Annotated in this window: 25 protein-coding genes and 1 pseudogene; 18 read left to right on the forward strand and 8 right to left on the reverse strand. The window is 70.9% G+C overall.

Translation table 11 applies throughout. From position 1 onward, the window contains the following. Positions 1 to 5 precede the first annotated feature (5 nt). From ACWY4P_RS33550 to ACWY4P_RS33565, 4 genes are all read right to left on the reverse strand, one after another. Positions 6 to 1,022, reverse strand: coding sequence for a zinc-dependent alcohol dehydrogenase (locus tag ACWY4P_RS33550; RefSeq protein WP_456204289.1), 1,017 nt, complete (start codon positions 1,020 to 1,022; stop codon positions 6 to 8). A gap of 140 nt (positions 1,023 to 1,162) precedes the next feature. Beyond that, on the reverse strand, positions 1,163 to 2,017 hold the full coding sequence (locus ACWY4P_RS33555) for a helix-turn-helix domain-containing protein (RefSeq protein WP_456204290.1): 855 nt from the start codon (positions 2,015 to 2,017) through the stop codon (positions 1,163 to 1,165). A gap of 24 nt (positions 2,018 to 2,041) precedes the next feature. Then, on the reverse strand, positions 2,042 to 2,569 hold the full coding sequence (locus tag ACWY4P_RS33560; protein ID WP_456204291.1) for a DUF6879 family protein: 528 nt from the start codon (positions 2,567 to 2,569) through the stop codon (positions 2,042 to 2,044). Then, the gene (locus ACWY4P_RS33565; RefSeq protein ID WP_456204293.1) at positions 2,541 to 2,801 is read right to left on the reverse strand and encodes a hypothetical protein; all 261 of its coding nucleotides are present in this window, start codon (positions 2,799 to 2,801) and stop codon (positions 2,541 to 2,543) included. Before ACWY4P_RS33565 ends, ACWY4P_RS33560 begins: the two co-directional genes overlap by 29 nt. Before the next feature lie 300 nt (positions 2,802 to 3,101). Here ACWY4P_RS33565 and ACWY4P_RS33570 point away from each other — a divergent pair, with 300 nt between their 5' ends. The 4 genes from ACWY4P_RS33570 (at position 3,102) to ACWY4P_RS33585 (ending at position 4,686) form a co-directional block, all read left to right on the forward strand. After that, on the forward strand, positions 3,102 to 3,278 hold the full coding sequence (locus ACWY4P_RS33570) for a DUF6415 family natural product biosynthesis protein (protein WP_456204294.1): 177 nt from the start codon (positions 3,102 to 3,104) through the stop codon (positions 3,276 to 3,278). 2 nt (positions 3,279 to 3,280) lie between these two features. Beyond that, positions 3,281 to 3,544 (forward strand): hypothetical protein, encoded by a 264-nt coding sequence (locus ACWY4P_RS33575; protein ID WP_456204295.1) that lies wholly within the window; start codon positions 3,281 to 3,283, stop codon positions 3,542 to 3,544. A gap of 403 nt (positions 3,545 to 3,947) precedes the next feature. After that, positions 3,948 to 4,076 carry a hypothetical protein gene (locus ACWY4P_RS33580; protein WP_456204296.1) on the forward strand — a complete coding sequence of 43 codons (129 nt, stop codon included), beginning with the start codon at positions 3,948 to 3,950 and terminating at the stop codon, positions 4,074 to 4,076. A gap of 94 nt (positions 4,077 to 4,170) precedes the next feature. Continuing rightward, a complete protein-coding gene (locus tag ACWY4P_RS33585; RefSeq protein ID WP_456204298.1) occupies positions 4,171 to 4,686 on the forward strand; it encodes a hypothetical protein in 516 nt (171 codons plus the stop codon). 39 nt (positions 4,687 to 4,725) lie between these two features. Here ACWY4P_RS33585 and ACWY4P_RS33590 read toward each other — a convergent pair whose 3' ends face one another. Both ACWY4P_RS33590 and ACWY4P_RS33595 read right to left on the reverse strand, forming a co-directional pair. Continuing rightward, entirely contained in the window at positions 4,726 to 4,944 is a 219-nt protein-coding gene (locus ACWY4P_RS33590) for a DUF397 domain-containing protein (RefSeq protein ID WP_456204299.1), read from the reverse strand. Further along, positions 4,941 to 5,780, reverse strand: a complete 840-nt coding sequence (locus ACWY4P_RS33595; RefSeq protein WP_456204300.1) for a helix-turn-helix domain-containing protein — start codon at positions 5,778 to 5,780, stop codon at positions 4,941 to 4,943. Before ACWY4P_RS33595 ends, ACWY4P_RS33590 begins: the two co-directional genes overlap by 4 nt. A 238-nt stretch (positions 5,781 to 6,018) precedes the next feature. Between ACWY4P_RS33595 and ACWY4P_RS33600 the strand changes: the two genes are divergently transcribed. The 4 genes from ACWY4P_RS33600 to ACWY4P_RS33615 all read left to right on the forward strand — a co-directional run bounded on the left by ACWY4P_RS33600 (position 6,019) and on the right by ACWY4P_RS33615 (position 7,232). Next, complete coding sequence (locus ACWY4P_RS33600) at positions 6,019 to 6,345, forward strand: hypothetical protein (protein ID WP_456204302.1); 327 nt, start codon at positions 6,019 to 6,021, stop codon at positions 6,343 to 6,345. Continuing rightward, positions 6,346 to 6,495: a hypothetical protein gene (locus tag ACWY4P_RS33605; RefSeq protein WP_456204303.1), complete on the forward strand. Its 150-nt coding sequence runs from the start codon at positions 6,346 to 6,348 to the stop codon at positions 6,493 to 6,495. Next, on the forward strand, positions 6,492 to 6,758 hold the full coding sequence (locus ACWY4P_RS33610; protein WP_456204304.1) for a hypothetical protein: 267 nt from the start codon (positions 6,492 to 6,494) through the stop codon (positions 6,756 to 6,758). The genes ACWY4P_RS33605 and ACWY4P_RS33610 overlap by 4 nt, the downstream gene beginning before the upstream one ends. Positions 6,759 to 6,941: 183 nt before the next feature. Next, the gene (locus ACWY4P_RS33615) at positions 6,942 to 7,232 is read left to right on the forward strand and encodes a hypothetical protein (RefSeq protein WP_456204305.1); all 291 of its coding nucleotides are present in this window, start codon (positions 6,942 to 6,944) and stop codon (positions 7,230 to 7,232) included. 183 nt (positions 7,233 to 7,415) lie between these two features. Here ACWY4P_RS33615 and ACWY4P_RS33620 read toward each other — a convergent pair whose 3' ends face one another. After that, entirely contained in the window at positions 7,416 to 8,129 is a 714-nt protein-coding gene (locus tag ACWY4P_RS33620) for an SDR family oxidoreductase (RefSeq protein ID WP_456204306.1), read from the reverse strand. Between the two features lie 112 nt (positions 8,130 to 8,241). Between ACWY4P_RS33620 and ACWY4P_RS33625 the strand changes: the two genes are divergently transcribed. Next, complete coding sequence (locus tag ACWY4P_RS33625) at positions 8,242 to 9,069, forward strand: helix-turn-helix domain-containing protein (RefSeq protein ID WP_456213149.1); 828 nt, start codon at positions 8,242 to 8,244, stop codon at positions 9,067 to 9,069. 36 nt (positions 9,070 to 9,105) lie between these two features. Here the strand turns inward: ACWY4P_RS33625 and ACWY4P_RS33630 are convergent, their stop codons facing one another. Next, positions 9,106 to 10,677: an MFS transporter gene (locus ACWY4P_RS33630; protein ID WP_456204307.1), complete on the reverse strand. Its 1,572-nt coding sequence runs from the start codon at positions 10,675 to 10,677 to the stop codon at positions 9,106 to 9,108. 330 nt (positions 10,678 to 11,007) lie between these two features. Here ACWY4P_RS33630 and ACWY4P_RS33635 point away from each other — a divergent pair, with 330 nt between their 5' ends. From ACWY4P_RS33635 to ACWY4P_RS33675, 9 genes and pseudogenes are all read left to right on the forward strand, one after another. After that, a complete protein-coding gene (locus ACWY4P_RS33635) occupies positions 11,008 to 11,790 on the forward strand; it encodes a helix-turn-helix transcriptional regulator (protein ID WP_456204308.1) in 783 nt (260 codons plus the stop codon). Between the two features lie 468 nt (positions 11,791 to 12,258). Beyond that, positions 12,259 to 12,510 (forward strand): acyl carrier protein, encoded by a 252-nt coding sequence (locus tag ACWY4P_RS33640; protein ID WP_358641234.1) that lies wholly within the window; start codon positions 12,259 to 12,261, stop codon positions 12,508 to 12,510. Between the two features lie 37 nt (positions 12,511 to 12,547). Further along, complete coding sequence (locus ACWY4P_RS33645; RefSeq protein WP_456204309.1) at positions 12,548 to 13,783, forward strand: beta-ketoacyl-[acyl-carrier-protein] synthase family protein; 1,236 nt, start codon at positions 12,548 to 12,550, stop codon at positions 13,781 to 13,783. Then, positions 13,780 to 15,012, forward strand: coding sequence for a beta-ketoacyl synthase N-terminal-like domain-containing protein (locus ACWY4P_RS33650; protein WP_456204310.1), 1,233 nt, complete (start codon positions 13,780 to 13,782; stop codon positions 15,010 to 15,012). Before ACWY4P_RS33645 ends, ACWY4P_RS33650 begins: the two co-directional genes overlap by 4 nt. Next, positions 15,009 to 16,133 (forward strand): beta-ketoacyl synthase N-terminal-like domain-containing protein, encoded by a 1,125-nt coding sequence (locus tag ACWY4P_RS33655; RefSeq protein ID WP_456204311.1) that lies wholly within the window; start codon positions 15,009 to 15,011, stop codon positions 16,131 to 16,133. The genes ACWY4P_RS33650 and ACWY4P_RS33655 overlap by 4 nt, the downstream gene beginning before the upstream one ends. Positions 16,134 to 16,306: 173 nt before the next feature. Next, positions 16,307 to 17,053, forward strand: a pseudogene (locus ACWY4P_RS33660) (alpha/beta fold hydrolase); the annotation flags it as partial. Positions 17,054 to 17,224: 171 nt separating this feature from the next. Beyond that, a complete protein-coding gene (locus tag ACWY4P_RS33665; protein ID WP_456213150.1) occupies positions 17,225 to 18,250 on the forward strand; it encodes a thioesterase family protein in 1,026 nt (341 codons plus the stop codon). Next, entirely contained in the window at positions 18,250 to 19,539 is a 1,290-nt protein-coding gene (locus tag ACWY4P_RS33670; RefSeq protein ID WP_456204312.1) for a beta-ketoacyl-[acyl-carrier-protein] synthase family protein, read from the forward strand. Before ACWY4P_RS33665 ends, ACWY4P_RS33670 begins: the two co-directional genes overlap by 1 nt. After that, positions 19,536 to 20,564: a beta-ketoacyl synthase N-terminal-like domain-containing protein gene (locus tag ACWY4P_RS33675; protein WP_456204313.1), complete on the forward strand. Its 1,029-nt coding sequence runs from the start codon at positions 19,536 to 19,538 to the stop codon at positions 20,562 to 20,564. The genes ACWY4P_RS33670 and ACWY4P_RS33675 overlap by 4 nt, the downstream gene beginning before the upstream one ends. The last annotated feature ends 5 nt before the right edge of the window (positions 20,565 to 20,569 follow it).

Here is a 20,569-nt window from a genome sequence, read left to right on the forward strand (position 1 = left end):
CGGGGCTACGGCGTCACGACGACCCGGTAGACCGGTGTCTCCGCGGCCTGCTTCAGCGCCTTCTCGACCTCGTCCAGCGCGTACTGCGCGGTGACCAGCGTCTCCAGCCGGCCGGTCAGCGCGCCCCCGCGCAGCAGCTCCGCCGCCGCCCGCCAGTCCTCCCGCTCGTGGCTGAAGGAACCCGTTACCGTCAGCTGGCGGCGGTGCACCTCGTAGCCGGGCAGCTCGGCCGGCGGTCCGTCGGGGGAGCCGCCGAAGAGCACGACGCGCCCGCCGTCGGCGACCGCGGTCAGCGCCGTGGCGATGGCCTCCTTGGACGCGATGGTCACGAACACCACGTCGGCGCGGGGAAGTTGATCCAGGTCCTCGGGGGTGACGGCGGCGTCCGCGCCGGCCGCGGCGATGGCGGCCAGGCGCTGCTCGTCCCGCTCCACCACGGCAACGCTGCGCGCCTGGAGCTGCTTGGTCACGGCGAGGTGCAGATGGCCCATGTACCCGGCGCCGATCACGGTGACCCGGTCGCCCGCCCGGAAGCCACCACGGCGCAGCGAGTGGACCACGCAGGCGAGCGGTTCGCCCATGGCGGCGACGGCCGGGTCGGTGTCGCCCACGGACCACACCCGCGACGCGTCCACCTTGATGTAGTCGGCGAGCCCCGCGCCCATGGTGATCGCGCCGTCCTCGCGCTTGTGCCCCTGGAGGGCGACGCAGATGGCGGACTGCCCCGCCCGGCAGCTGCGGCAGGTGCCGCAGCGGGGCAGCCCGTCGATGGTGACGAGGTCGCCGACCGCGGGCATGTCGTCCAGCCCTGCGGCCTTGGCGCCCACCCGCTCGACCCACCCGGCGATCTCATGGCCGGCGGCGGCGGGGTAGACGGTCATGCGTCCCGCGTACAGGTTGGCCTCCATGGTGCACACCCCGCAGGCGGCGATGCGTACGAGCACCTCCGAGTCGCCCACGTCCGGCACAGGTATCTCTCTGATCTCCACCTGTCCTGCCGCGGTGATGACAGCTGTACGCATGGGAACTGCCTTCCGAATTACGGTCGTTGTGCCCGGAGGCTATGCCTGGGTCGCCAACGGAGGCAAGGAATTGATCACAGTCGTTCAGCCCGCGCTCGGGCGGTGCGACAGTGTGCCGACATGACGGCGCGCGCCCGGAGTCAGTGCAGGGCCTCGATGGCCTTCAGGATCAACGCCCGCGCCTCGGCCCCGTATACGGCCATGCTGCGCAACTCGTCGAACGCCTTCACGTACAGGGCGACCTCGGAGGGTTGGTTGATCCGTACCCGGGCGGAGATCAGCTCGACGGACACGAGTTGGTCGTCGTACACATGGAAGGTCTCGCGCGGCCACTGCGAGCGCAGGCGGGTGGCGGCCGGGATGATGCCGAGGGCCACTGTGGGGATCGCGCCGACGGTGAGGAGGTAGCCGAGTTGCGCCGCCATGGCGTCGGCGTCCGCGATCTGGCAGTGCAGGACAGGCTCCTCAATGAGCAGGACGAAGCGGCGGCCGGAGTCGTGGATGACGCGTGAGCGGTCGACCCGGGCGCGCGCGGCCTGGGCACTGTCGTCAACAGGGAGCTCATTGAAGCGGGCTGCCACGCCGAGGACGCCGGCCGCGTAGCCCTCGGTCTGCAGCAGGCCGGGTACGAGTGTGGACGAGTACACGCGGAAAAAGCTGGTGGTGCGGAAGAGCTTGCCGGAGTTCTGCTGTAGCTCCGTCAGGCCCCTGCGTATCTGGTGGCGCCACTCCCTGTACATCGACTCGGCGTTCACCGATTGCACGATGATGTCCCGCGCCTGGGGCTGTGCCCCGGTGGCAGCGCACCACTGGCGGATGTCGTTGGTCGTGGGGCCGGTGATCGCGTTCTCGATGCGGGACGTCTTGGAGTGGTGCCAGCCGCACCGGTTCGCCAGCTCCACGATCGTCAGCCCTGCCTCTTTGCGGAGGCCGCGCAGCCGCGCGGCGACTGCTTCGCGTGCGGCCTGGGCGGACGAAGACGGAGAGGCGGGCATGTGCTGGCTTACCGGTGCTTCCTGCTAGCGGATCTCGTACTCGTCGTGGGGGACGGCTCTGGCCCATACCTCCTCGAACGCGGTGGCGCAGAGCTTGGCGGCGGCGGGATCGTCGGAGAGTTCTGGGCCTGCCGACCCGCCGTCGCCGGTGAAGTGGTTCCACCGGACCAGGCGTCCGTCGAAGAGCCAGAAGTCGTTGCCGGGCAGGGCGATGTCGGAGGCGCGTCGGCGTGCGAGCCAGCGCACCTGTTCGCCTGCGGCGACATTGGTGAAGGTACCGGAGTGCTCGAAGCGGATGTACTCGCTGACGGGCTCGGACACGATCCGGGCGCGCCGCACGACGACGCCGCGGGCGACGGTCTCCTGGATCAGGGCGAGCCACGGCCGCCACCAGGACGCCCTCTCCGCCGGATCGTGACGGAAACCCTGGCGCCACGCCTCGAACCGTTCCCGCTCGTTGTCGACCGAGTAGACGTCGCGCATCTCCAGGTGCACCGCCGAGTGTGTGCAGCCTGCGATCAGTTCAGCGAACGTCGGCACGTTCGACGGCATCGCACGCCTCCCGGATCATCGGCACCATCCTGGCCGGGACGCGGATCACGGCCTCGTGCTCCGGGATCCCCTGCGCGTGGCCGGGGACCTCGAACGCCGCGCATTCGGCTTCGAGCTCGGGGTCCGGCTTCCAGCCCTGGAGGACGAGTTCGTGTTTCTCCTGGTCGACCCAGACCGTAGGGCTCTCGTCGTCGCCGGTGTCCGGGTCGATCCCGATGAACAGTAATGCCACGTCTGCCTCCCTCGTGAGGTGTGCAGCTTTCTGCAACATCGTCACGTCATACGGCCGGGGGATCAAGGGCGCAAATCCGCCAATGTTCCTCCTCATAGGGGGTGCCTTGCACAGTTCTGCACATTGCTGGCTCTGGTGCTGCCCCCGCTCCTAGCGTCGGTAAGTACGCGAAAACCCTGGCGAGGCGGCGGAGCCTCCCCGGGGCGCGGCCAAGGCCACAAGGAGCGCCAGCATGGTCAGTTCTGCCGCCCGTCCGCCGACCAGCGAAGAGCGGGACCAACGCCCCTCGACATCCAGGCGATGCGTGCCGGTGCGCATCGCCTGCTTGCCGAGGACCCCAAGTTCTCCTCCGTCGAGGAACTGGAAACGCGCCTGGTACCCGGCGCCACGCCGCCCGCCCGGATCGCGCACGCCGCGCGGCTCGCTCGCTCCGTCAACGCCCTGTGTGACCACTACGAAAACCTCAGGGGGAGCTGACCGTGTCACCCCGCATCGGATGGCAGTGGCGCGACGAGGACAACAGCTACGGCCACACGCAGAAGGCCATCGCCTACGACGACGAGAACACCACCACTCCGTACGAGGCGAGCTCCCAGCTCCACCTGGGGTGGCGTGCGACCTTGGAGCACGCTGCGGGCTGCCTGGCCTGCCGGACGCCCGGCGCTGCCTGCTCGGAGGGCGGGCGGCTGCTGCGCGCCTACGAGGAGGCTGCGCGGCAGGCCCGGCCGGGAGGCGGCGAATGAGGCACCGTCACCAACCTCCCGCCGCGCGGGCCGCGCTGCTCGCCTTCCGTGCTGCCCGGATGGGCCTGCTGCTCGGTCGATCCCCGCACTGCTGGTGTTCGCGGTCTACCTCCGCATCACAGGCGCCCCGGGCCCCTGGACCGGGTGGGTTGCTGGTGTTCCGGGTTCCCGTACCGGACGACAGCGCCAGCGGCCCACCCCTAGACCCCTGCCAGTCGGCATAGCCGCGGCGCGGCCGCCGACAAGGGAGGGGTGAAGGGACTTCGGCGCGGCCTGGACCCCGTGCCGAGGTCCCGTCCAGCAAGGCTCGCCCCGGCCTCCCGCTTGCAGGCCCGCGGCCGGGACGAGCACCGCGCAACCGCGCGGGGACACCCCCTGCGCGGGTGAACTCACAGGAGGCCCCGTGCGATTACAGCATGTCGTTGTCCGCCAGGACCCGGAGGACGGCGACACCATCCCGGACACGGACGCCCCGTCCCCAGGCGGGCAGACGCCCGGTGACTCGGATGACGGGCGCCAGTACGCGCGCTAGGCGGCGCCAGGCGCCGTAGGTAGACGGCGGCCCCGTCCTCGGACAGCCCCCGCCGCAGGGCGGGGCCGCTCCCGCCCCGCAGGAGGTACCCCGCATGACAGCACCGCTCCCACCCATGCCGGCTCACTGGCACTGCTACCGCTGGTCCGGAGAGCGACGTACGTACGACGACGAGTCCGCGCGCCGGCCGCCGCACCTCGTCGTACAGGACATCTCGCCCCAGGAGTGGAAACAGATCTCGGCGGCCAGCCCCGTCTTCATGGCGAGCGAGGTACCGCCGCTGGAGGTACCGCACTGGCTGCTCCGCCCAGCCAGGATGATCAAAGCCACCTTCCAGGAGCCGGAGAAAGCCTCTGCCTGGTACAGAGACCAGGTCACCGAGTTGACTCCCTCCTTCGTGACCGACCACGACAAGGACCCCACGCGGCGGGCCCAGCGGTTCGCGGTCGCAGAAGACCGGCTCAGCTGGGGCGGAGATGTCGTTGGCGGGTGGTATCTGCGGGGTACCGGGTTCGCCTCGGTGCAGCTGGTGGCGTGCAGCGCGAATCGGACCCGCCCGACGATCCCCTGCCCGATGATCCCCCAGCTACCGCTGGGAGGTGCCCCCTGATGCCGGTGTGACGGATACGCCGGGGGCGCGCTGGACGACTCAGACGGGGAACTCCCCGCGCTTGACGGCGGAGACGAACGAGGACCAGTGGTGTGCCGAGAAGACGAGTGCCGGACCGTTCGGGGCCTTGGAGTCCCGAACCGGTATCACATCGGACGTGGCGAAGGTGGGTGAGAACTCCACGCACTGCCCCCCGTCGCCCCCGCTGTAGGAGGACTTGACCCACTCGGCGACGGTGAAATCGAGGTCAGCGCTCATGATCCGTGCTCCTTCAGCAGGGTCCTGATAAGGGCTGGCGATTCGCCCGGGGACATCGCATGTGCCCTCAGCCGATCGTAGTTATCCAAGGCAGCCTCAACCGTCCTGGCCGAGTCGTACAGCCTGCCCCCTTGCGGCCCGTCCGAGTAAAGCACGGTGGGTGAGTCAGCGAACATCAGCAGCGTGAACGGCATCATGGCGTTCGTGGCAGGGGCTCCTGCCGAGAACGGCATGACCTGGAGGTCTACCTGCTGTGACGCGACTGCCGTCAACAAGTACTCAAGCTGCCCCGCCATGACTTCGGCGCCACCTACGACCGTTCGCAAGCACGCCTCATGAAGGATGACCCACAGGAGCGGCGGAGTTTCCCGTTCGACTACCTTGCGACGCCGCAGGCGTGCGGCAACCCTGCCCTCAATCACCTCTGCTTTCTCCCGGGGGTGGGATGCACGGAAGATGGCCCGCGCGTAGTCCTCGGTCTGGAGGATGCCCATCACGAGGTTCGCGGAGTAGTCCAGTATCCGCGAGGCCTTCTGCTCCAAGTTCAGGTACGGGACGAACCACAAGGGGTGGTCCCCCTCGTCAATCCGCCTCAGCAGCCCAGCGAACAGCCCGTTCGTTCCGAACGCCAGGTCGCAGCCTCTCGCGAACTTTTCACTGGGCATCTGCTTCCCGGACTCCACAGTGCTGACGTAGGCCTCCGAGTAGCCCGTCGCTTTACCTAACTGCTTCTGCGTGAGCCTGCGTCCGAGGCGTACGCGCTTCACATCCGCTCCGAAGCGCTGAAGAGCGTTGGGCGGCTGGCTGAAGTCTTCGGACGGGGTGGTCTCGTCCACCACTCTGACCTCCCGTTACGGAATCACGGCCGGGGGTCCCGCGCGCAGCGGACTTTGGACCCGGCGCTGAAGTCCCCTAAGTCTATGGGATGTCGTGTTCTCTTGGTGACCGATGGACTACGCCCGGTGCGCATCCGGGGCAGTCAGTCGCCACACCACTGGCCACACGCAAGACCCCCGCAACCGCATGCACCGCGGCCCGGGGGCGTGGCCCTCAACCCACAGGAGGTTGATGAGCATGGCCCACGCTATCGCGTGGATCTTCGAAGGGCTGCTACGGCTGCTGTTGCCGCCGTCGGGCCGTCACCGCGCGGCGTCGCACCAGCACACGCCGACGATGCCGCGTCCGGCACGCCTGCCCCACGTACCCGCACAACCCACCCTCTCCGGGCCGCCGGACGGCTACAGCTCCACCATGATCCGGCCGTACCTCGTCACGCACGAGCAACGCGAGGCGCGCGCTGCGCGGCGGCTGCGGCGGCAGCGTCGGCGGACGTTGTGGCTGGCGGTGCACGGCATCGACATCGGCCCGCGCGTCATCCATGGCGTCAGGGTGGTGGCGTAGATGACCACTCCGGCAACGCCCGCGCCGCAGCAGGGGCAGGACGACGGACCGCAGGGCGGCGACGATCGCCCCACCCTTGAAGAACTGTGGCAGCAGTCCGCCGCCCTGAGCGAACAGATTGCCCAGCATCTGGGGCGGGGGCCGAAGTGACGAGAAGAACCGGCACCCCACCAAGCCTCGCGGTCGGCATGGTGGTCTACGACCGGCATTACGACATGCCCGGGACGATCAGCGACTTCGTAGGGCCGTTCGTCTGCCTCACCCGCCCGACCGGCCTCGCCTGGCGCGCGCCCCAGGCATCCGTACGCCCCGCCACCGCGTACGAGCGGCGGCAGCTACGCGCCATCGCCCGGCTGCACGCCCAGCGCCAACGAGGCCTCGCCCCCGCACAGATGCCGCCCGCTGCCGGGTGACCACCCTCTCCGTTCCCCACGACGCACCCGGGCACGGGCGCGGGTCCGGTGGCTGAGTTTGCGGTGAATATCGGACGGCGACACGCCGACGCCACGGCGTGTCTGTGTCTCATACTCACCGCAAACTCAGGGCCCCGCGCAGGCAGAACCCACCGAACACTTCGCCAGAGCGGACGATCACCGATGCCACATGGACCCTGGTACGCCGAATGGACGTTCATCAGCAAAACCGGGGTGGCCAAAGGGACCGCCCACACGCCACGGTACGTCGACCTGCGCACAGCCATACTCCAGGCCGCCGACGAATCGCTACGGGACCGGTCGCGCAAGGAAACCGCCGAGAGTGACGAGCCCTGGAAGCTTCTCGTCGGGGCCCTGTACTCCGAGGCCATGCTCTGTGCCGACGAACTCGGCACATGGCAATACCTGAGCCCGGACGGCTGGGCGAACGTAACCGTGCGCTTCACATGGTGATCCCGAACTCGCCGAGCAACGACTCGAACTCCCGCCCGCGAAGCCCTTGTCGCACATCAGCAGGGTGTAGAGATGTTCGTCGACGACGTCGGACTCCACCTCAGAACCGCGAGTGGCCGGCGCAGTAGCCGTACCCGCCCGGCCGGCCAGGCCGGAGCGCTTGACCGTGGTTCGGGTACCGGATCAGGTGATGCGGTGTCCTCCGTCGACGTGCAGCACGGTTCCGGTGATGAAGCCGTTGTGCATCACCGACGAGAATGCCTGGGCGATGTCGTCGGGGGTGCCGACACGGCGGGCTGGGAGTCGCTCGGCCAACTCGGCGAAGGCCGCCTGTTTGTCCATGCCGAGTTGGTTCCAGATGGGGGTGTCCACCCAGCCGGGGGAGATCACGTTTACTCGCACGGGCGCCAGTTCGATTGCCAGCCCGGAGGCCAGCGACGCGAGCGCGCCGTTGGCTGCGGCCATGATCGTGTTCGACCCGTTCGGCCGGTACGCGTTGATGCCCGAGGTGTACGTGATCGAGCCGGTGACTCGCCCGCCCGCGTACTTGCCGACCAACCAGGCACCGAGCAGCTTCGCATCCACGACGGACCGAGCGGTCGCGGTGGCGACGTCGGCGGTCCGGCCGTACACGCCGGTCGCATCCGCCGCGGTGACCGCCACGTGATCCACTCGCTCCACCTGGGCGAACAGTGCGGCCACGTCCTCCTCCCGCTCTATGTCGGCCGCGATGGTGCTGATCTTCCCGTGCTCGGAACGCTCCAGTTGCGCCCGGGCCGTCGCGAGCCGGTCGGCGGATCGGCCGACGATCGTCACATCCATGCCCTCGGCAAGCAGGGTCCGGGCCAGGGCAAGGCCCATACCAGAGCCGCCACCGATAATGATCGCGTCAGTCATGATTCGAGGCTGCACCGCCGGATCGGTTCCGGGGCAGGCCGCGTGATACCTAGGTGTGCCACGGCCACCCAGGAGCGGGTCGACCAGTGGGAGACTCGAGGCTGTGAACGCGATGGCAAAGTTCCTTCGGATCCGGCGCGGGCAGATCGGCCCGGCCGATGTCGGGCTGCCCACCGGACCGGGCGCCCGGCGCACACCCGGGCTGCGCCGCGAGGAGCTGGCCGCGCTGGCCGGCGTGAGTGTGGACTACTACATCCGGATCGAGCAGGGTCGGGAGACCGCGCCCAGCGACGCGGTACTGAGCGCATTGGCCCGGGCCCTGCACCTCACCGCTGACGAGCACGCCCACCTGCTTGGCCTTGCCGACCAGGTCGCCGGGCGGACACCGCGCCGCCGACCCGCCGACCCGCGGCCGACCAGCCCTGGCCTGCGGCTGCTGCTGGAGTCGGTCCGGCCCAGCCCGGCGTACGTACTCGACGAGGTCAACGACGTGCTGGCCGCCAATCCTGAGGGCCTTGCATTGATGCCCGGGCTCAGCGACTGGCCACCGGCACAGCGCAACACGATCCGGTACACCTTTTTGCACGTGGCCGCGCGGACCCTGTTCGCCGACTGGGACCGGGTGGCCCGCAACAGCGTCGCGCACCTGCACACCGCCGAGCTGAGCGCGCCAGAGCGCACCGCCGCGCTGGTCGACGAACTGTCCTCGGCCAACGGCGAGTTCGCCGCTCTGTGGCGCCGGCACGAGGTATGGGTCAAGCGCGCGGGCGAGACCGCGTTCCGGCACCCGGCAATCGGCCCGATCACCCTCGCCAACGAGGTGCTCACCCCCACTGGCGATGGTCAGCGCATGCTGATCTACCAGGCCCCGCCCGGAACGGCTGAGCATGATGCCCTGGTACTGCTGGCAATGACCACCGAGGACGTGCACATCCCGTGACCGGGTGATGTCGATCTGTCGAGACTGGTCGTGCCGTCAGCCCTTGTCGGCGGCGTGCTGGGGAAAGGCGGTCCGGCGGAAGGTCCACCAGATGATCGCGGCGCCGGCCACGGCCGCGGCGGTGCCGACGACGGCCGCGACATGCATGGCGTGGACGAAGCCCTGGTCCGCGAAGTCGGACAGCCGGGGCAGGGACAGCCGCTGGGCGAGCAGCCGGGTGGCCTCCGGGGACTCCGCGGCGGCGTCGGCCTGCTCCGGGGACAGGTCGCCCAGCTTCGGGGTGATCTCGTCCCGGTACACCCCGGCCAGGACGGAGCCGAGGACCGCGACTCCCAGGACGCCGCCGATCTGCCGCATCGAGTTGTTGACGGCGGAGCCCGCGCCGGTCCGGTCGGCGGGGAGGACGGACATGATGGCCTCGGTGGTGGGGGCGACCGCGGCGCCCATGCCCAGGCCCTGGAGGACGAGGAAGACCCAGAACAGCCCCAGGCCGCTGTGTTCGTCGAGGAAGACATAGCCGAAGAAGCCCACCGTGGCGATCAGCATGGCGCAGGTCACCACGGCCCGGACGCCGTGGAGCCGGACCAGCCGGGCCGACAGCGGGGCGCCCAGCAGCACGCCGAGGGCCACCGGGGCGATGGACAGGCCGCACTCCAGCGGCGTCTGGCCGTGCACGCCCTGTAGGTAGAAGCTGGTGTAGTACATCGAGCCGTTCACCCCGAAGAAGGTGAGCATGACCGCGACGCTCGCGCCGGTGAACCGCACGTTGCGGAACAGCCGGACGTCGAATCCGGGGCTCGACACGCGTAGTTCGACCAGGACGAAGACGGCGACCAGGACCGTGCCGCCGGCCAGCGAGCCGAGGACGGCCGGGCCGGTCCAGTCGTTGCGGTGGCCGCCTTCGATGACGCCCCAGACGATGGCGAACAGGCCGGCGGTGGAGAACAGCACGCCGAGCGGGTCGAACTTCTTGCGGACCTTCGCGACCGCGCCGGGGAGGTAGAGGAACGAGCCGATCCCGCACAGCACCACGATCGGCACATTGACCAGGAAGATCGCGCCCCACCAGAAGTGATCCAGGATCACGCCGCTGAGCATCGGGCCGGTGGCGATGGCGATGCCGCTGGAGCCGGACCAGATGGCGATGGCCATGGCGCGGTGGCGCTCGTCGAAGACCTGGGCGATGAGCGCGAGGGTCGCGGGCATGATCAGGGCGCTGCCCATGCCCATCGCGCCGCGGGCGACGATGAGTTCGTCGGCCGAGCCGGCGTAGGCGGCCCAGGTGGAGGCGGCGCCGAAGACGAGCATGCCGGTGAGCAGCAGCCGGCGGTGGCCGTACCGGTCGGCGAGGACCCCGCCGGTGAACAGCAGCACCGCGAACACCAGGGTGTACGAACTGATGCTCCACTGAAGCTCGTTGGGGCTGGCGCCGAGTCCCTCGTCCGGGTCGGCCAGGGTCTTCAGCGCGACGTTGAGCACGGTGTTGTCCAGCCACACCGCCAGTTGGGACAGGACGAGCACCGACAGAGCGAGCCATTGGCGGCCGGTCGGCGACCGGGGCGGGTCGGCCGACGCGGCGGCGGTCGTCGCGGTGTTCTGTGCAGCCATGTGTGCGGCGCCTTTCGGGACCCGGGGGTTGAGGGGTCCGCCGTCGGACGGCAAGGGACTCGTGCTGGCTCGAAGCGAAGTTATCAATGGGGGCCGTGGGCCGCAGCCTCTTGGGCACATGGACCAGGCTTATCTCGGCCTGAGTGAAGCCTGAGAATCGGCATATTCCTGCCGATGATAGGCCCTCTATACCCCGCCGGGTATGCCTTGCGGTGAGGTGCGCACCCTCGTTACTGTGCCGAAAAAGGAACCGGGGGGTGTCCTTTGAGCCAATTTCGAATTCAACCAGATGACGGTACGCCCATTGCTGGAATTGAGGGGGAAGTGGGCGTGAGGGGGGCGATTCGGGCGGAGTCGGAGACGGGGGTCGACCACCTCGAAGAGACTCTCGGGCAGGCGTTACACCTGCTCGAGTCCGCCGTACGCCACCACCGGCGCGCCACGCTCGCCTGTGTGGCGTCCGACCTGCCCGTGGAGGGCGAGGCGGTGGCCGGATGGGTGGCCCGGCTGGTGCTGCGGGCCGAACAGGACGTGATCTGGTCGCTGCCGGAGGTCGCGTCCGACGAGCACGCCAAGCTGACCGCCCAGACGCTCGCCCAGCTTCTGGACAAGAGCGTCAGGGTCAGGCTGTTGTGTCCGCAGGCGGTCATCCGGGGCGCGCGCTGGCAGCGGACCGTGGGTGAGCTGGGGCCGCGTGTGGAGGTCCGGGTGTCCGGCGCCGTGCGCCAGGAGCTGGTCGTGGTGGACGGCGCCGCGGTCATCGCCCCCGACGCGGCGCCGGGGGAGCCGGGCGGGTCCCGGGCCTCGATGATCCAGAACTCGACCGTGGCCGACATGCTGTACGGGCTGCTGAGCGGCATGTGGGACGCGGCGCAGCGCCCGACGCGGCCGCTGTCCTTCGAGGGCGGGGCGCGGGGCAGGGTGCTGCGCGAGGTCCTGATCCTGATGGCCGAGGGGTACAAGGACGACGCGGCGGCCCGGAAGCTGGGGCTTTCGGTGCGTACCTACCGGCGCTATGTGGCCGACATCATGCGGGATCTGAGGGTCGAATCGCGATTCCAGGCCGGAGTGCGGGCCGTGCGCGCGGGGCTCATGGAGCCATATCCCGACTGAGCTCCTTGACCTGCCCGACCCGATTGACCCGATTGACCCGGCTGACCCGACTGGCGGTCTGCCGGGCGGCGATTTGGCGCGATCTCGTGGGTTCCAGGGCTTCTGGTGGTCCCCCTAGAGATGCGCCGAGATGCGCCGCGGTCGTGCCCGGCCCGGCCGTCCGGCCTGGCCTGAAGCTGCCTGAGCCTGCCTGACGGCGTGTCGGGCGGGCCATCCGCGCGGCTTTGCGGGCGATACGGTGCTGTCCGTACCCCTTTTGTTGGCAACTTGCTGCAGATTAACTGCGTACAAGACCTGTGAACGGGCTATGGGCGGCAGGTATATGACAGCCGAGGTTACCAATCGGTCACCTGAGGCGAGGCGTATGACAGCTAGTGGACTCCGGGGTTGTCGCGATCTGGAACCGGCGCTTAGCGTCATGGGCACGTTCCTCGCTTTGCCCATGCCCAAAAATGGAGGTGCGCGGTAATGGCCGCCATCGTCGAAGAGCGCCAGGAAACAATCAAGGAAATCGTCACGGATATCCTTGAGATAGATCCGGACGAGGTCACCGAGACCAGCCTCTTCAAGGAAGAACACGACGCGGATTCGCTGCGGGCCATCGAGATTCTGGCGGCCCTGGAAAAGGAGTTCAACGTCGTCATCCCGCAGGCGCAGCTCAGCCGCATGATCAACCTCGAAGGTGTCTACGAGGTCGTCTCCGAAGCGGCCGGCTGGTAGCGGACACCGTGGCGGACTCAAGCGAAGGCAGGGCGATATGCAGGGTGAGCCGGCCCGCAGGGTCGTGATAACGGGTCTCGGAACGGTGTCCGGCATCGGTGTCGGCACCGCCGAGTTCCTCGCCGGACTGCGGTCCGGAAAGAGCGCCGCGAAGCCGATCACCGCTTTTGACACCGAGGGGTTCGACCACGCCACGGCGTGCGAGATCACCGACTTCGACCCCGGCGAGTGGATCCGGCACCTCGATGTCCGGACCCTCGGCCGGGCCAGCCAGTTCTCCGTATCGGCCGCGCGGATGGCGGTGGCCGACGCCGGACTGACCGAGCACGACCTGCGGGACGTCCCGACGCTGATCTCCGTCGGCACCACCGACGGGGAGTCCAGGGACCTGGATCACCTGGTCGAGGTGGAGGTCGACCAGGGGCCCGAGCAGATGGACGCCGTCGTCGCCCGCCGGGTGCCGGCCGGGCGGCTCTCCGCCGCGATAGCGCAGGAGTTCGGCCTCACCCGGGTGGAGGCGGTCACCCTCCCCACCGCCTGCGCGGCGGGGAACTACGCGATCGGCTACGGCTTCGACGCCATACGCGGCGGAGATGTGGACATCGCGCTGTGCGGTGGCGCCGACGCCCTGTGCCGCAAGACCTTCACCGGTTTCTACCGGCTGGGCACCATCGCCCCCGAGCGCTGTCAGCCATTCGACAAGGACCGCAAGGGAATCCTCACCGGCGAGGGCGCGGGCATATTGCTGCTGGAGAGCCTGGAATCGGCGCTCGCCCGTGGCGCCCGTATCTACGCGGAAGTCCTCGGATACGGCCTCAACTGCGATGCGCACCACCCCGTCGCGCCCCACCAGGACAGCGTGGCCCGCTGCATGCGGATCGCCCTGGAGAATGCCGAAGTCAAGCCGGAGGAAGTCGACTTCATCTCCGCGCACGGCACCGGCACCAAGGCCAACGACGTGACCGAGGCGCGCGCCATCCGCCAGGTCTTCGGGGAGGCGGACCCGCCCCGCACCGTGTCCGTCAAGTCGATGATCGGCCACACCATGGGGGCCGCCAGCGCGCTGGCCGCCATCGCCTGCTCCCTCGCCCTCACCGAGGGCTTCATCCCGCCGACCATCAACCACGTCGAGACCGACCCCGAGTGCGGTCTCGACGTCGTGCCGAACCGGGCCATCGACGCCGATGTGAAGATCGTGCAGAACAACGGCCTGGCCTTCGGCGGCAACAACGCCGTCGTGATCTTCGGCAAGCGCGACACGGACTGGTCATGAGTCAGCTGGTGACCGGCGCGGGCGCCGTGGCGAGCGTGGGCGAAGGCGTCGACGAGGTCTTCCGGGCGCTGTGCGCGGGCACCAGCGGACGTGGCGAACTGCGCGGCTTCGACCGGGACAGATACCGGGCGCGCCACGCGTACGAGATCGACGACCGCCCCGCCGAGGGCGGCGACATACCCGGCCGCGCCACCACGTGGCTGGTGCGCGCCGTCGCCGAGGCCGCCGCCCAGGCCGGCCTCGGCGACGATCTGAGCCGGGTGCCGGTCCTGGTCGGCACCGGCCTGCGGGAGCTGCGCTCGGCCGAGCTGGCGTGGCGTGACGGCACGCCCTTCGAACCCGACCGGCTGCACTTCGGCCCCGCGCTGCGCGGCCGCTTCGGCGCGGAGCGCAGCTACACCTTCTCGGGCGCCTGTTCGGCCTCCCTGTACGCGCTCGCCCTGGCCGCCGACCTGCTGGCCACCGGCGCCGAGGACACCGTGGTCGTGGCCGGGGTCGACACCCTCACCGAGTCCATGTTCGGGCTCCTGGACCGGGTCCACGCCGAGCCGCCCGAGCGCGTCCAGCCTTTCGACCGGGCGCGCCGCGGGGTGCTGATGGGCGACGGCGCGGCGGCGGTGGTGCTGCGGCGGGAGGAGCCACTGCGGGAGGGGGCACTGCGGGAGGAGCCGCGGCGGGAGGGGGCCGCGGGCGCTGGGGGCGAGTCGGCCGGTGCGCCGCTGGGGCGGCTGCGCGCCGTCAGCATGAACTGCGACGCGCGTCATGTCACCGCCCCCGACCCCAAGGGGATCACCGAGGCGGTGCACGAGGCGCAGTGGCGGGCCGGCGTCAAGCCGAGCGACATCGACCTGGTCCTGCTGCACGGCACCGGCACCCTGCTCAACGACGAGGCCGAGGCGACGGCCATCGCCGAGGTCTTCGGCCACGACGTCGGGGTGCCCCTGATGACCGCCATCAAGTCCATGACCGGCCACACCTCGGGCAGCTCGGGGCTGCTGAGCCTGATCGTCGCGCTCAAGGCGCTGTCCACGGGCCAGGTGCCGCCGACCCTGGGCCTGACCGACCCGGTCGCGGAGGCGGCGGACTTCCGCTTCGTACGGGAGCGGGTGGAGGGCGCCGAGCTGAACGTCGCGCAGATCGACGCCTTCGGGTTCGGGGGCGTCAACGCGGTGGCCATCGTGGAACGGGCGGGCGCGGCCGCCGGTGCGGGCGGGAGGGCCGGATCATGACCCTCCAGACCCCTCAGACCTCTCAGATCCCCCGGACCCCTCAGTCCCAGGAAATCGTTGTCACCGGCGTCGGGCTGGCCCTGCCGGGCGCCGACACGCCCCGGGAACTGCTGCGCGCCGCCGACGAGTTTGCCGCGGACCGGCCGTACGAACCGTTCGACACGGGCGCCCGCATCGGCCGCCGCGGCCACCGTTACAAGGACCGCGCGACCCAACTGGCCCTGTGCGCCGCGCTCGACGCGCTGCGCAACGCCGCCCTGATCCCCGGCGACAGCGAGGAGCTGACCGTGCCGGGCGGGACGGTGGGCGTCGTCGCCAGCTCCAACCTGGGCAACCTGGACACGGCATGCCTCACCGCCGCCGCGATCGCCGAGGACTCGGTCGCCGGCCTCAGCCCCATGGGCCTGCCGAACGCCTCCAGCAATGTGATCGCCTCCTGGGCGGCCATCCGCTTCGGTCTGCGCGGCCCCAACCTCATGCTGTGCAACGGCGCCACCTCCGGCCTGGACGCCGTCCACTGGGCCGCGACGCTGGTGGCCGCCGGGCGGGTGCGCCGCGCGCTGGTGATCGGCGTCGAGACGCGCAACGCGGTGGTGGAGGGGCTGTTGAGCGGCTCGGTCGGCGGCTCCGCCGAAGACCCGCTGCTCGACGGGGCCGCCGCCCTCGTCGTCGAGGGCGCCGCCTGGGCGCGCGACCGGGGCGCCGAGCCCGCGGCCGTCCTGGGCCGCTACGAGCGCCGGGCCGAACTCGCCGCGTGTGTACGGGCGCTGCTGCCCGAGGACGCCGCGCCCGGGGTCTGGTTCACCCCCCAGAGCTACGGCACGCCCCGCGACGCGAGCGCCGCGCCGGGCGCCACTGCTGCCTCCGCCCCCGCCCCCGTCCCCGACCGCATCCCGCGGCACGACCTCACTGCCGCCTTCGGCCGCGCCTCCGGCGCGCTGGGTGTGCTCCAGTGCGCCGCCGCCGTCGGCTGGCTGGGCGCGGCCGGGGGCGCGGCGGAGGCCGGGGACGCGCTGGTCACCAGCGGCGACGACACCACGGACGCCGTGGCCGCACTGCTGCTCAGCCCGCCCGGGCGGCTCGCCGCCACCCCCCGGCAGCAGGGCGGAGCCGCCGCGTGAACACCGCATACGCCCTGGAGGGGTTCGTGGCCGAAGGGGCGCGCCGCTGTCGAAAGGGAGAGCGCGCGGAGGCCCTGAGGAACGAAGGGCCGAGGCTGCGTTCAATATGCGGCTACCGCCGCGTGGTCGACCGTCGACAGGGGCTGAGGCGCCCCGGAGGCGAAAGGGGTCAAATGGTACGCCGGATCCGCCCGGCCCCCGCCGAGGGCGTCGCCCCCGCAGCGGCTGAGCCAAAGGGCGCGCCGCTGTCGGGAGAGGCAAGGAGAGGGGAGCGAGGGCCCGAGCGCCCGGAGGCGACGCCGCCACGAAGATTGCTGCTGCTGCACGGGCTGGCCGGCGGCGCCGCCGTATGGGACGCCTTCGGCGAACTCGCCGACCCGGCATGGGAGGTGTGGGCGGCCGACCTGCCCTGGAGCGGCTTCTCGCGGCCCGGCTGGCCGGACCGCCCGGTCGCCCACTGGGTGGCGGAGGCCGTGGCCCGGGTGCCCGGCGGCCCCGATGTGATCGCCGGTCACTCCTTCGGGGCCGCCGCGCTGCTCTCGTGGCTGGCCCGGACGAGCGACGAGGAGCCCGCGCCCGCGCAGGTCGCCGGGGTCGTTCTCGTCTCCCCGTTCTACCGGGCGCGCAAGCACGACTTCGACTGGGCGACGCTGTCGTTCTACGTCAACAACTTCGACCAGATCCTGGAAGACGGCCTGCGGGTCAGCACCGGAGACCGGCTGACCCCCGACGTACGGCACCAGATGGCGCTGAAGGTCCGCGAACAGGTCGGCCCGTACGGCTGGATGCGCTTCTTCGAGACGTATCTGGAGACCCCTCGGCTGCCGGTCGAGCGCCTGCGGACCCCGTTCCTGATCGTCAGCGGGGAGCGGGACAAGGCCGCCCCGGCCGCCGAGGCGGAGGCGCTCGGGCGGGCGCTGCCCCACGCCGACGTGCGCGTCCTCACCGACGTCGGCCACTTCCCGATGATCGAGCGCCCGGACGAGTTCTCGGAAGCGGTCAACGGCTTTCTACGCACTATCGACGCCCGGCTCCCCCGGCCGGGCGGCGAAGCCCTTTCTGTTGATGGTCCCCCTGATGGAGTACACCTGATGACAGCTGCGGTCGAGCCGACACTGACCAAGGCCCTGCTCGCCGATACCACCACCGTGCGGCTGCGCCCCCGGTACGAGGGCTCCAACATCTGCACCTGGATCGGCTTCAAGCACGTCAACTACCTCGTGGAAGAGGCCGTGCTGATCCACTTCGCGCACTGCGGGGTGCCGGCCCGGCTGCTGTACGAGGAGTACGGGCTCGGCCTGGACATCGTCGGCCTGGACAGCCGCATCCTGCACGCGTTCCATATGGACGACGAGGCAGCGGCGGAGGTGGTGCCGGACACCTCGGCCGACGACGGCACCCTCGGCTTCAGGGTGACCATCCGCGTCGACCGCGACGGCTCGACCCTCAAGGCCGTCACCTCCAAGGTGCGCGTCTCACTGCGTACGGACACCTATCTGGACCTGCCCATCGAGGCCCCCGCGGAGCTCACCCCCTTCACCGTCGGCCGGCTCGGTACGCACGAGGGGGCGGCGGAGGCTGCCGGGGACTGTGCGGCGGCGGACGCGGTGCTGGCGGCGGGCGGGGACGAGGCGGCGGTGCTGGCGGCCCTGACCGAGGGCCGCAACGCCTACGCCTGGAAGTGGAACATCACCTACCCTTACTGCCACTTCACCGAGCGCCTCCAGATGTCCGGCTATCTGCGGCTCATGGAGGAGGCCAAGGACCGCTTCGTGCTCGACCGCGGCATCTCCATCAAGTCCCTGCTGGACGACCGCAAGTGGATACCCGTCGTGCCGCACTCCGCGATCCGCGTCGTCGACGAGGCGCTGATGGAGGAGGACCTCTACACGGTCTACACCGTGGAGGAGATCTTCAAGGACTTCACCTACACCTCCCGCATGGACTGCTACGTCGTCCGCGACGGCAGGCTCACGCTCACCGCGACCGGCCGGATCGTGCACGGCTACGCGGTGATCGAGAACCGCCGCGACTGGCACCTGGTCCCCTTCGACCAGCGGGTGCTGAACGCGCTCGGCGGAAAGCCCGGAGCGCCCGCAGAGCCCGGCGGCAGCTGATGGCCGGGGACGCGGAGGACGTAGTGGTCACCGGCCTGGGCGCGCTGAGCTGTCTGGGCTCGGGCATCGACGCCCTGTGGCGGGGCATGCACACCGCGCGCAGCGCGCCGACGCGGGTGCCCGACCCGCTGGCGCACATGGACCACCCACATATGTATCTGGTGCCCGAGGCCGATCTGCCGGTCGGGCCCGAGGAGTTGGACGGGCTGCCGCTGGGGCGCGGATCCCAGTTCGCCATCGAGGCGGCGCGCGAGGCGGTCGAGAGCGCGGGGCTCACCGGACTGGCGGGGGTGGACCCGCGCCGCGTGGCCGTCGCGATCAGCAGCGGCATGGGCGACTCCGACCTGCACGAGCGGCGGCGCGCCGGGGAGCCCGCCGAGCACGACCGCTGGGCGCCCGTCTTCCCGGTCGCCTCGGCGGTCGGCGGGTGGCTCGGCGCGCAGGGTGCCAACACCAGCCTCAGCAACGCCTGCGCCGCCAGCGGCTACGCGCTGTCCGTCGCCGCCGACCTGATCCGCTCCGGCGAGGCGGACGTGGTCGTCGCCGGCGGCACCGAGGCGTACTCCCGCACCGCGCTGGCCTGCTTCAACCGGCTGGGCGCGATCGACCCGGAGCGGTGCCGCCCGTTCGCCGCCGACCGGCGCGGGACGATCTTCGGCGAGGGCGCCGCCGTGCTGGTCCTGGAGTCGGCGGCGCACGCACGCGCGCGGGGTGCGAAGACGGTCTACGCGCGCCTGGCGGGCACCGGCTGGAGCTGCGACGCCCACCACGCGACCGCGCCCGAGCCCGGCGGCGCGCAGATCGAGCGCGCGATGCGCGAGGCCCTGCGCGAGGCGGACCCGGCCCTCGGCCCAGGCCTTGACCCGGCCCTCGACCCGGTTCTTGATACGCACCCCGTTACCGCCCTCGACGCGGCTCCCGGGGCGGGGCCGGGCCGCCTCGGGTTCGTCGTGCCGCACGGCACCGGCACCGAGCTCAACGACGCCGTGGAGGCCCGGGCGCTGTCCACCGTGCTCGGCGAGGCCGCCCCGCTCACCCCGCTCTACAGCGTCAAGGCGCTCCTCGGCCACACCGGCGGCGCGGCGGGCGCCTTCGCGGCCCTGGCCGCCGTACTCGTGCTGCACCACAAGACCCTCCCGCCGAACGTGCCCGTCGGCCCGCTCGACCCCGAGTGCGAGGTGCCGCTGCCCGCCGACGCCACCCCCATGACCGCGCCCTACGGCCTGGTCAACGCCTATGCCTTCGGCGGCAACAACGTCTCGCTCGTGCTCCAGGAGGCGGGCTCATGACCGCTGACCTGATCGTGTCGGGCGTCGGGACGGTGCGCCCCGAGGGGTTCGACTTCAAGACCGCGCTCGGCCGCCGCGGCTACAAATATCTGCCCACCGCCTCGCAGTACTTCCTCGCCGCCGCCAAACGGGCCCTGGCCGACATCGGGCCGGACGACCCCCTGGAGGCGGTCGACGCCGAGCGCCGCGCCGCCGCCGTCGGCACCAACAGCGCCGCCGCCTCGCTGCACGACGCGATGGACCGTACGGTCATGGACACCGGCGCCGCCGACCTGAGCCCGGTCACCGCCCCGTACTTCTCCATCAACCTCTTCGGCAGCCGCCTGGCCATGGAGCACGGACTCAAGGGCTTCAACGTCACCTTCGTCAGCCCCCGGGTCGCCGGTCTCGAAGCCATCGAGACCGGGCAGCGCGCCCTCGCCGCCGGCCGGGCCCGCTGGCTGCTGGCCGGGGCCACCGAACAGGTGCTGGCCGAGGGCGAGCCGGGGGCGGACACCTCCGAGGCCGGGGCGGTCGCCCTGGTGCTGGAGCCGGCGGCCGCCGTCGCGGAACGCGGCGGGCGGGCGTACGGCCGGGTGGCGGTCCGCTCGTTCTTCCTGCCGCCCGCCGTGGCGGGCGCCGCGCACGGCGCGGAGCGCGCCCGGGCGCTGATCGACGGCGCGCTCGAAGCCCTCGGCCCTGTCCCTGACGGCCCGCTGCCCATCACGGCCGTACTCGACGGCTCCCCGGTGGGCGAGGCCTTCGCGGCGGCGCTGGGGGAGCGGGCCGAGTACGTGCCCGCGGGCGCCGGCTGCCTGGAGCCGGTGGCGCGGGTCGCCGCCGCCCTGGCGGGCGGGGCGGGTCCTGCGCGGCTGGTCCTCACCGCGGCGGCGGAGGGGAACGCCGCGGTGTGCCTGGTCACTCCCGGCGGACCCGAAACGCGAGCCGAACCAGTCGGAACACAAGCCGAATCGCGAGCCGAAGCACAAGCCGGAACACAAGCCGGAACACAAGCCGAAGCACGAGCGGAAGAAGGCGGAGGGTGAGCGGC

It is taken from the genome of Streptomyces sp. LZ34 (genome assembly GCF_053890475.1).

Bases quoted from the DNA above. Each gene is read 5' to 3' on its own strand.
- ACWY4P_RS33560 (WP_456204291.1), bottom strand. From the start codon at position 2,569: ATGCCGTCGAACGTGCCGACGTTCGCTGAACTGATCGCAGGCTGCACA.
- ACWY4P_RS33600 (WP_456204302.1), top strand. From the start codon at position 6,019: ATGGCCCACGCTATCGCGTGGATCTTCGAAGGGCTGCTACGGCTGCTG.
- ACWY4P_RS33675 (WP_456204313.1), top strand. From the start codon at position 19,536: ATGACCGCTGACCTGATCGTGTCGGGCGTCGGGACGGTGCGCCCCGAG.
- ACWY4P_RS33555 (WP_456204290.1), bottom strand. From the start codon at position 2,017: ATGCCCGCCTCTCCGTCTTCGTCCGCCCAGGCCGCACGCGAAGCAGTC.
- ACWY4P_RS33645 (WP_456204309.1), top strand. From the start codon at position 12,548: ATGCAGGGTGAGCCGGCCCGCAGGGTCGTGATAACGGGTCTCGGAACG.
- ACWY4P_RS33620 (WP_456204306.1), bottom strand. From the start codon at position 8,129: ATGACTGACGCGATCATTATCGGTGGCGGCTCTGGTATGGGCCTTGCC.
- ACWY4P_RS33615 (WP_456204305.1), top strand. From the start codon at position 6,942: ATGCCACATGGACCCTGGTACGCCGAATGGACGTTCATCAGCAAAACC.
- ACWY4P_RS33625 (WP_456213149.1), top strand. From the start codon at position 8,242: ATGGCAAAGTTCCTTCGGATCCGGCGCGGGCAGATCGGCCCGGCCGAT.
- ACWY4P_RS33640 (WP_358641234.1), top strand. From the start codon at position 12,259: ATGGCCGCCATCGTCGAAGAGCGCCAGGAAACAATCAAGGAAATCGTC.
- ACWY4P_RS33570 (WP_456204294.1), top strand. From the start codon at position 3,102: ATGCGTGCCGGTGCGCATCGCCTGCTTGCCGAGGACCCCAAGTTCTCC.
- ACWY4P_RS33605 (WP_456204303.1), top strand. From the start codon at position 6,346: ATGACCACTCCGGCAACGCCCGCGCCGCAGCAGGGGCAGGACGACGGA.
- ACWY4P_RS33655 (WP_456204311.1), top strand. From the start codon at position 15,009: ATGACCCTCCAGACCCCTCAGACCTCTCAGATCCCCCGGACCCCTCAG.
- ACWY4P_RS33670 (WP_456204312.1), top strand. From the start codon at position 18,250: ATGGCCGGGGACGCGGAGGACGTAGTGGTCACCGGCCTGGGCGCGCTG.
- ACWY4P_RS33630 (WP_456204307.1), bottom strand. From the start codon at position 10,677: ATGGCTGCACAGAACACCGCGACGACCGCCGCCGCGTCGGCCGACCCG.
- ACWY4P_RS33650 (WP_456204310.1), top strand. From the start codon at position 13,780: ATGAGTCAGCTGGTGACCGGCGCGGGCGCCGTGGCGAGCGTGGGCGAA.
- ACWY4P_RS33550 (WP_456204289.1), bottom strand. From the start codon at position 1,022: ATGCGTACAGCTGTCATCACCGCGGCAGGACAGGTGGAGATCAGAGAG.
- ACWY4P_RS33585 (WP_456204298.1), top strand. From the start codon at position 4,171: ATGACAGCACCGCTCCCACCCATGCCGGCTCACTGGCACTGCTACCGC.
- ACWY4P_RS33590 (WP_456204299.1), bottom strand. From the start codon at position 4,944: ATGAGCGCTGACCTCGATTTCACCGTCGCCGAGTGGGTCAAGTCCTCC.
- ACWY4P_RS33665 (WP_456213150.1), top strand. From the start codon at position 17,225: ATGACAGCTGCGGTCGAGCCGACACTGACCAAGGCCCTGCTCGCCGAT.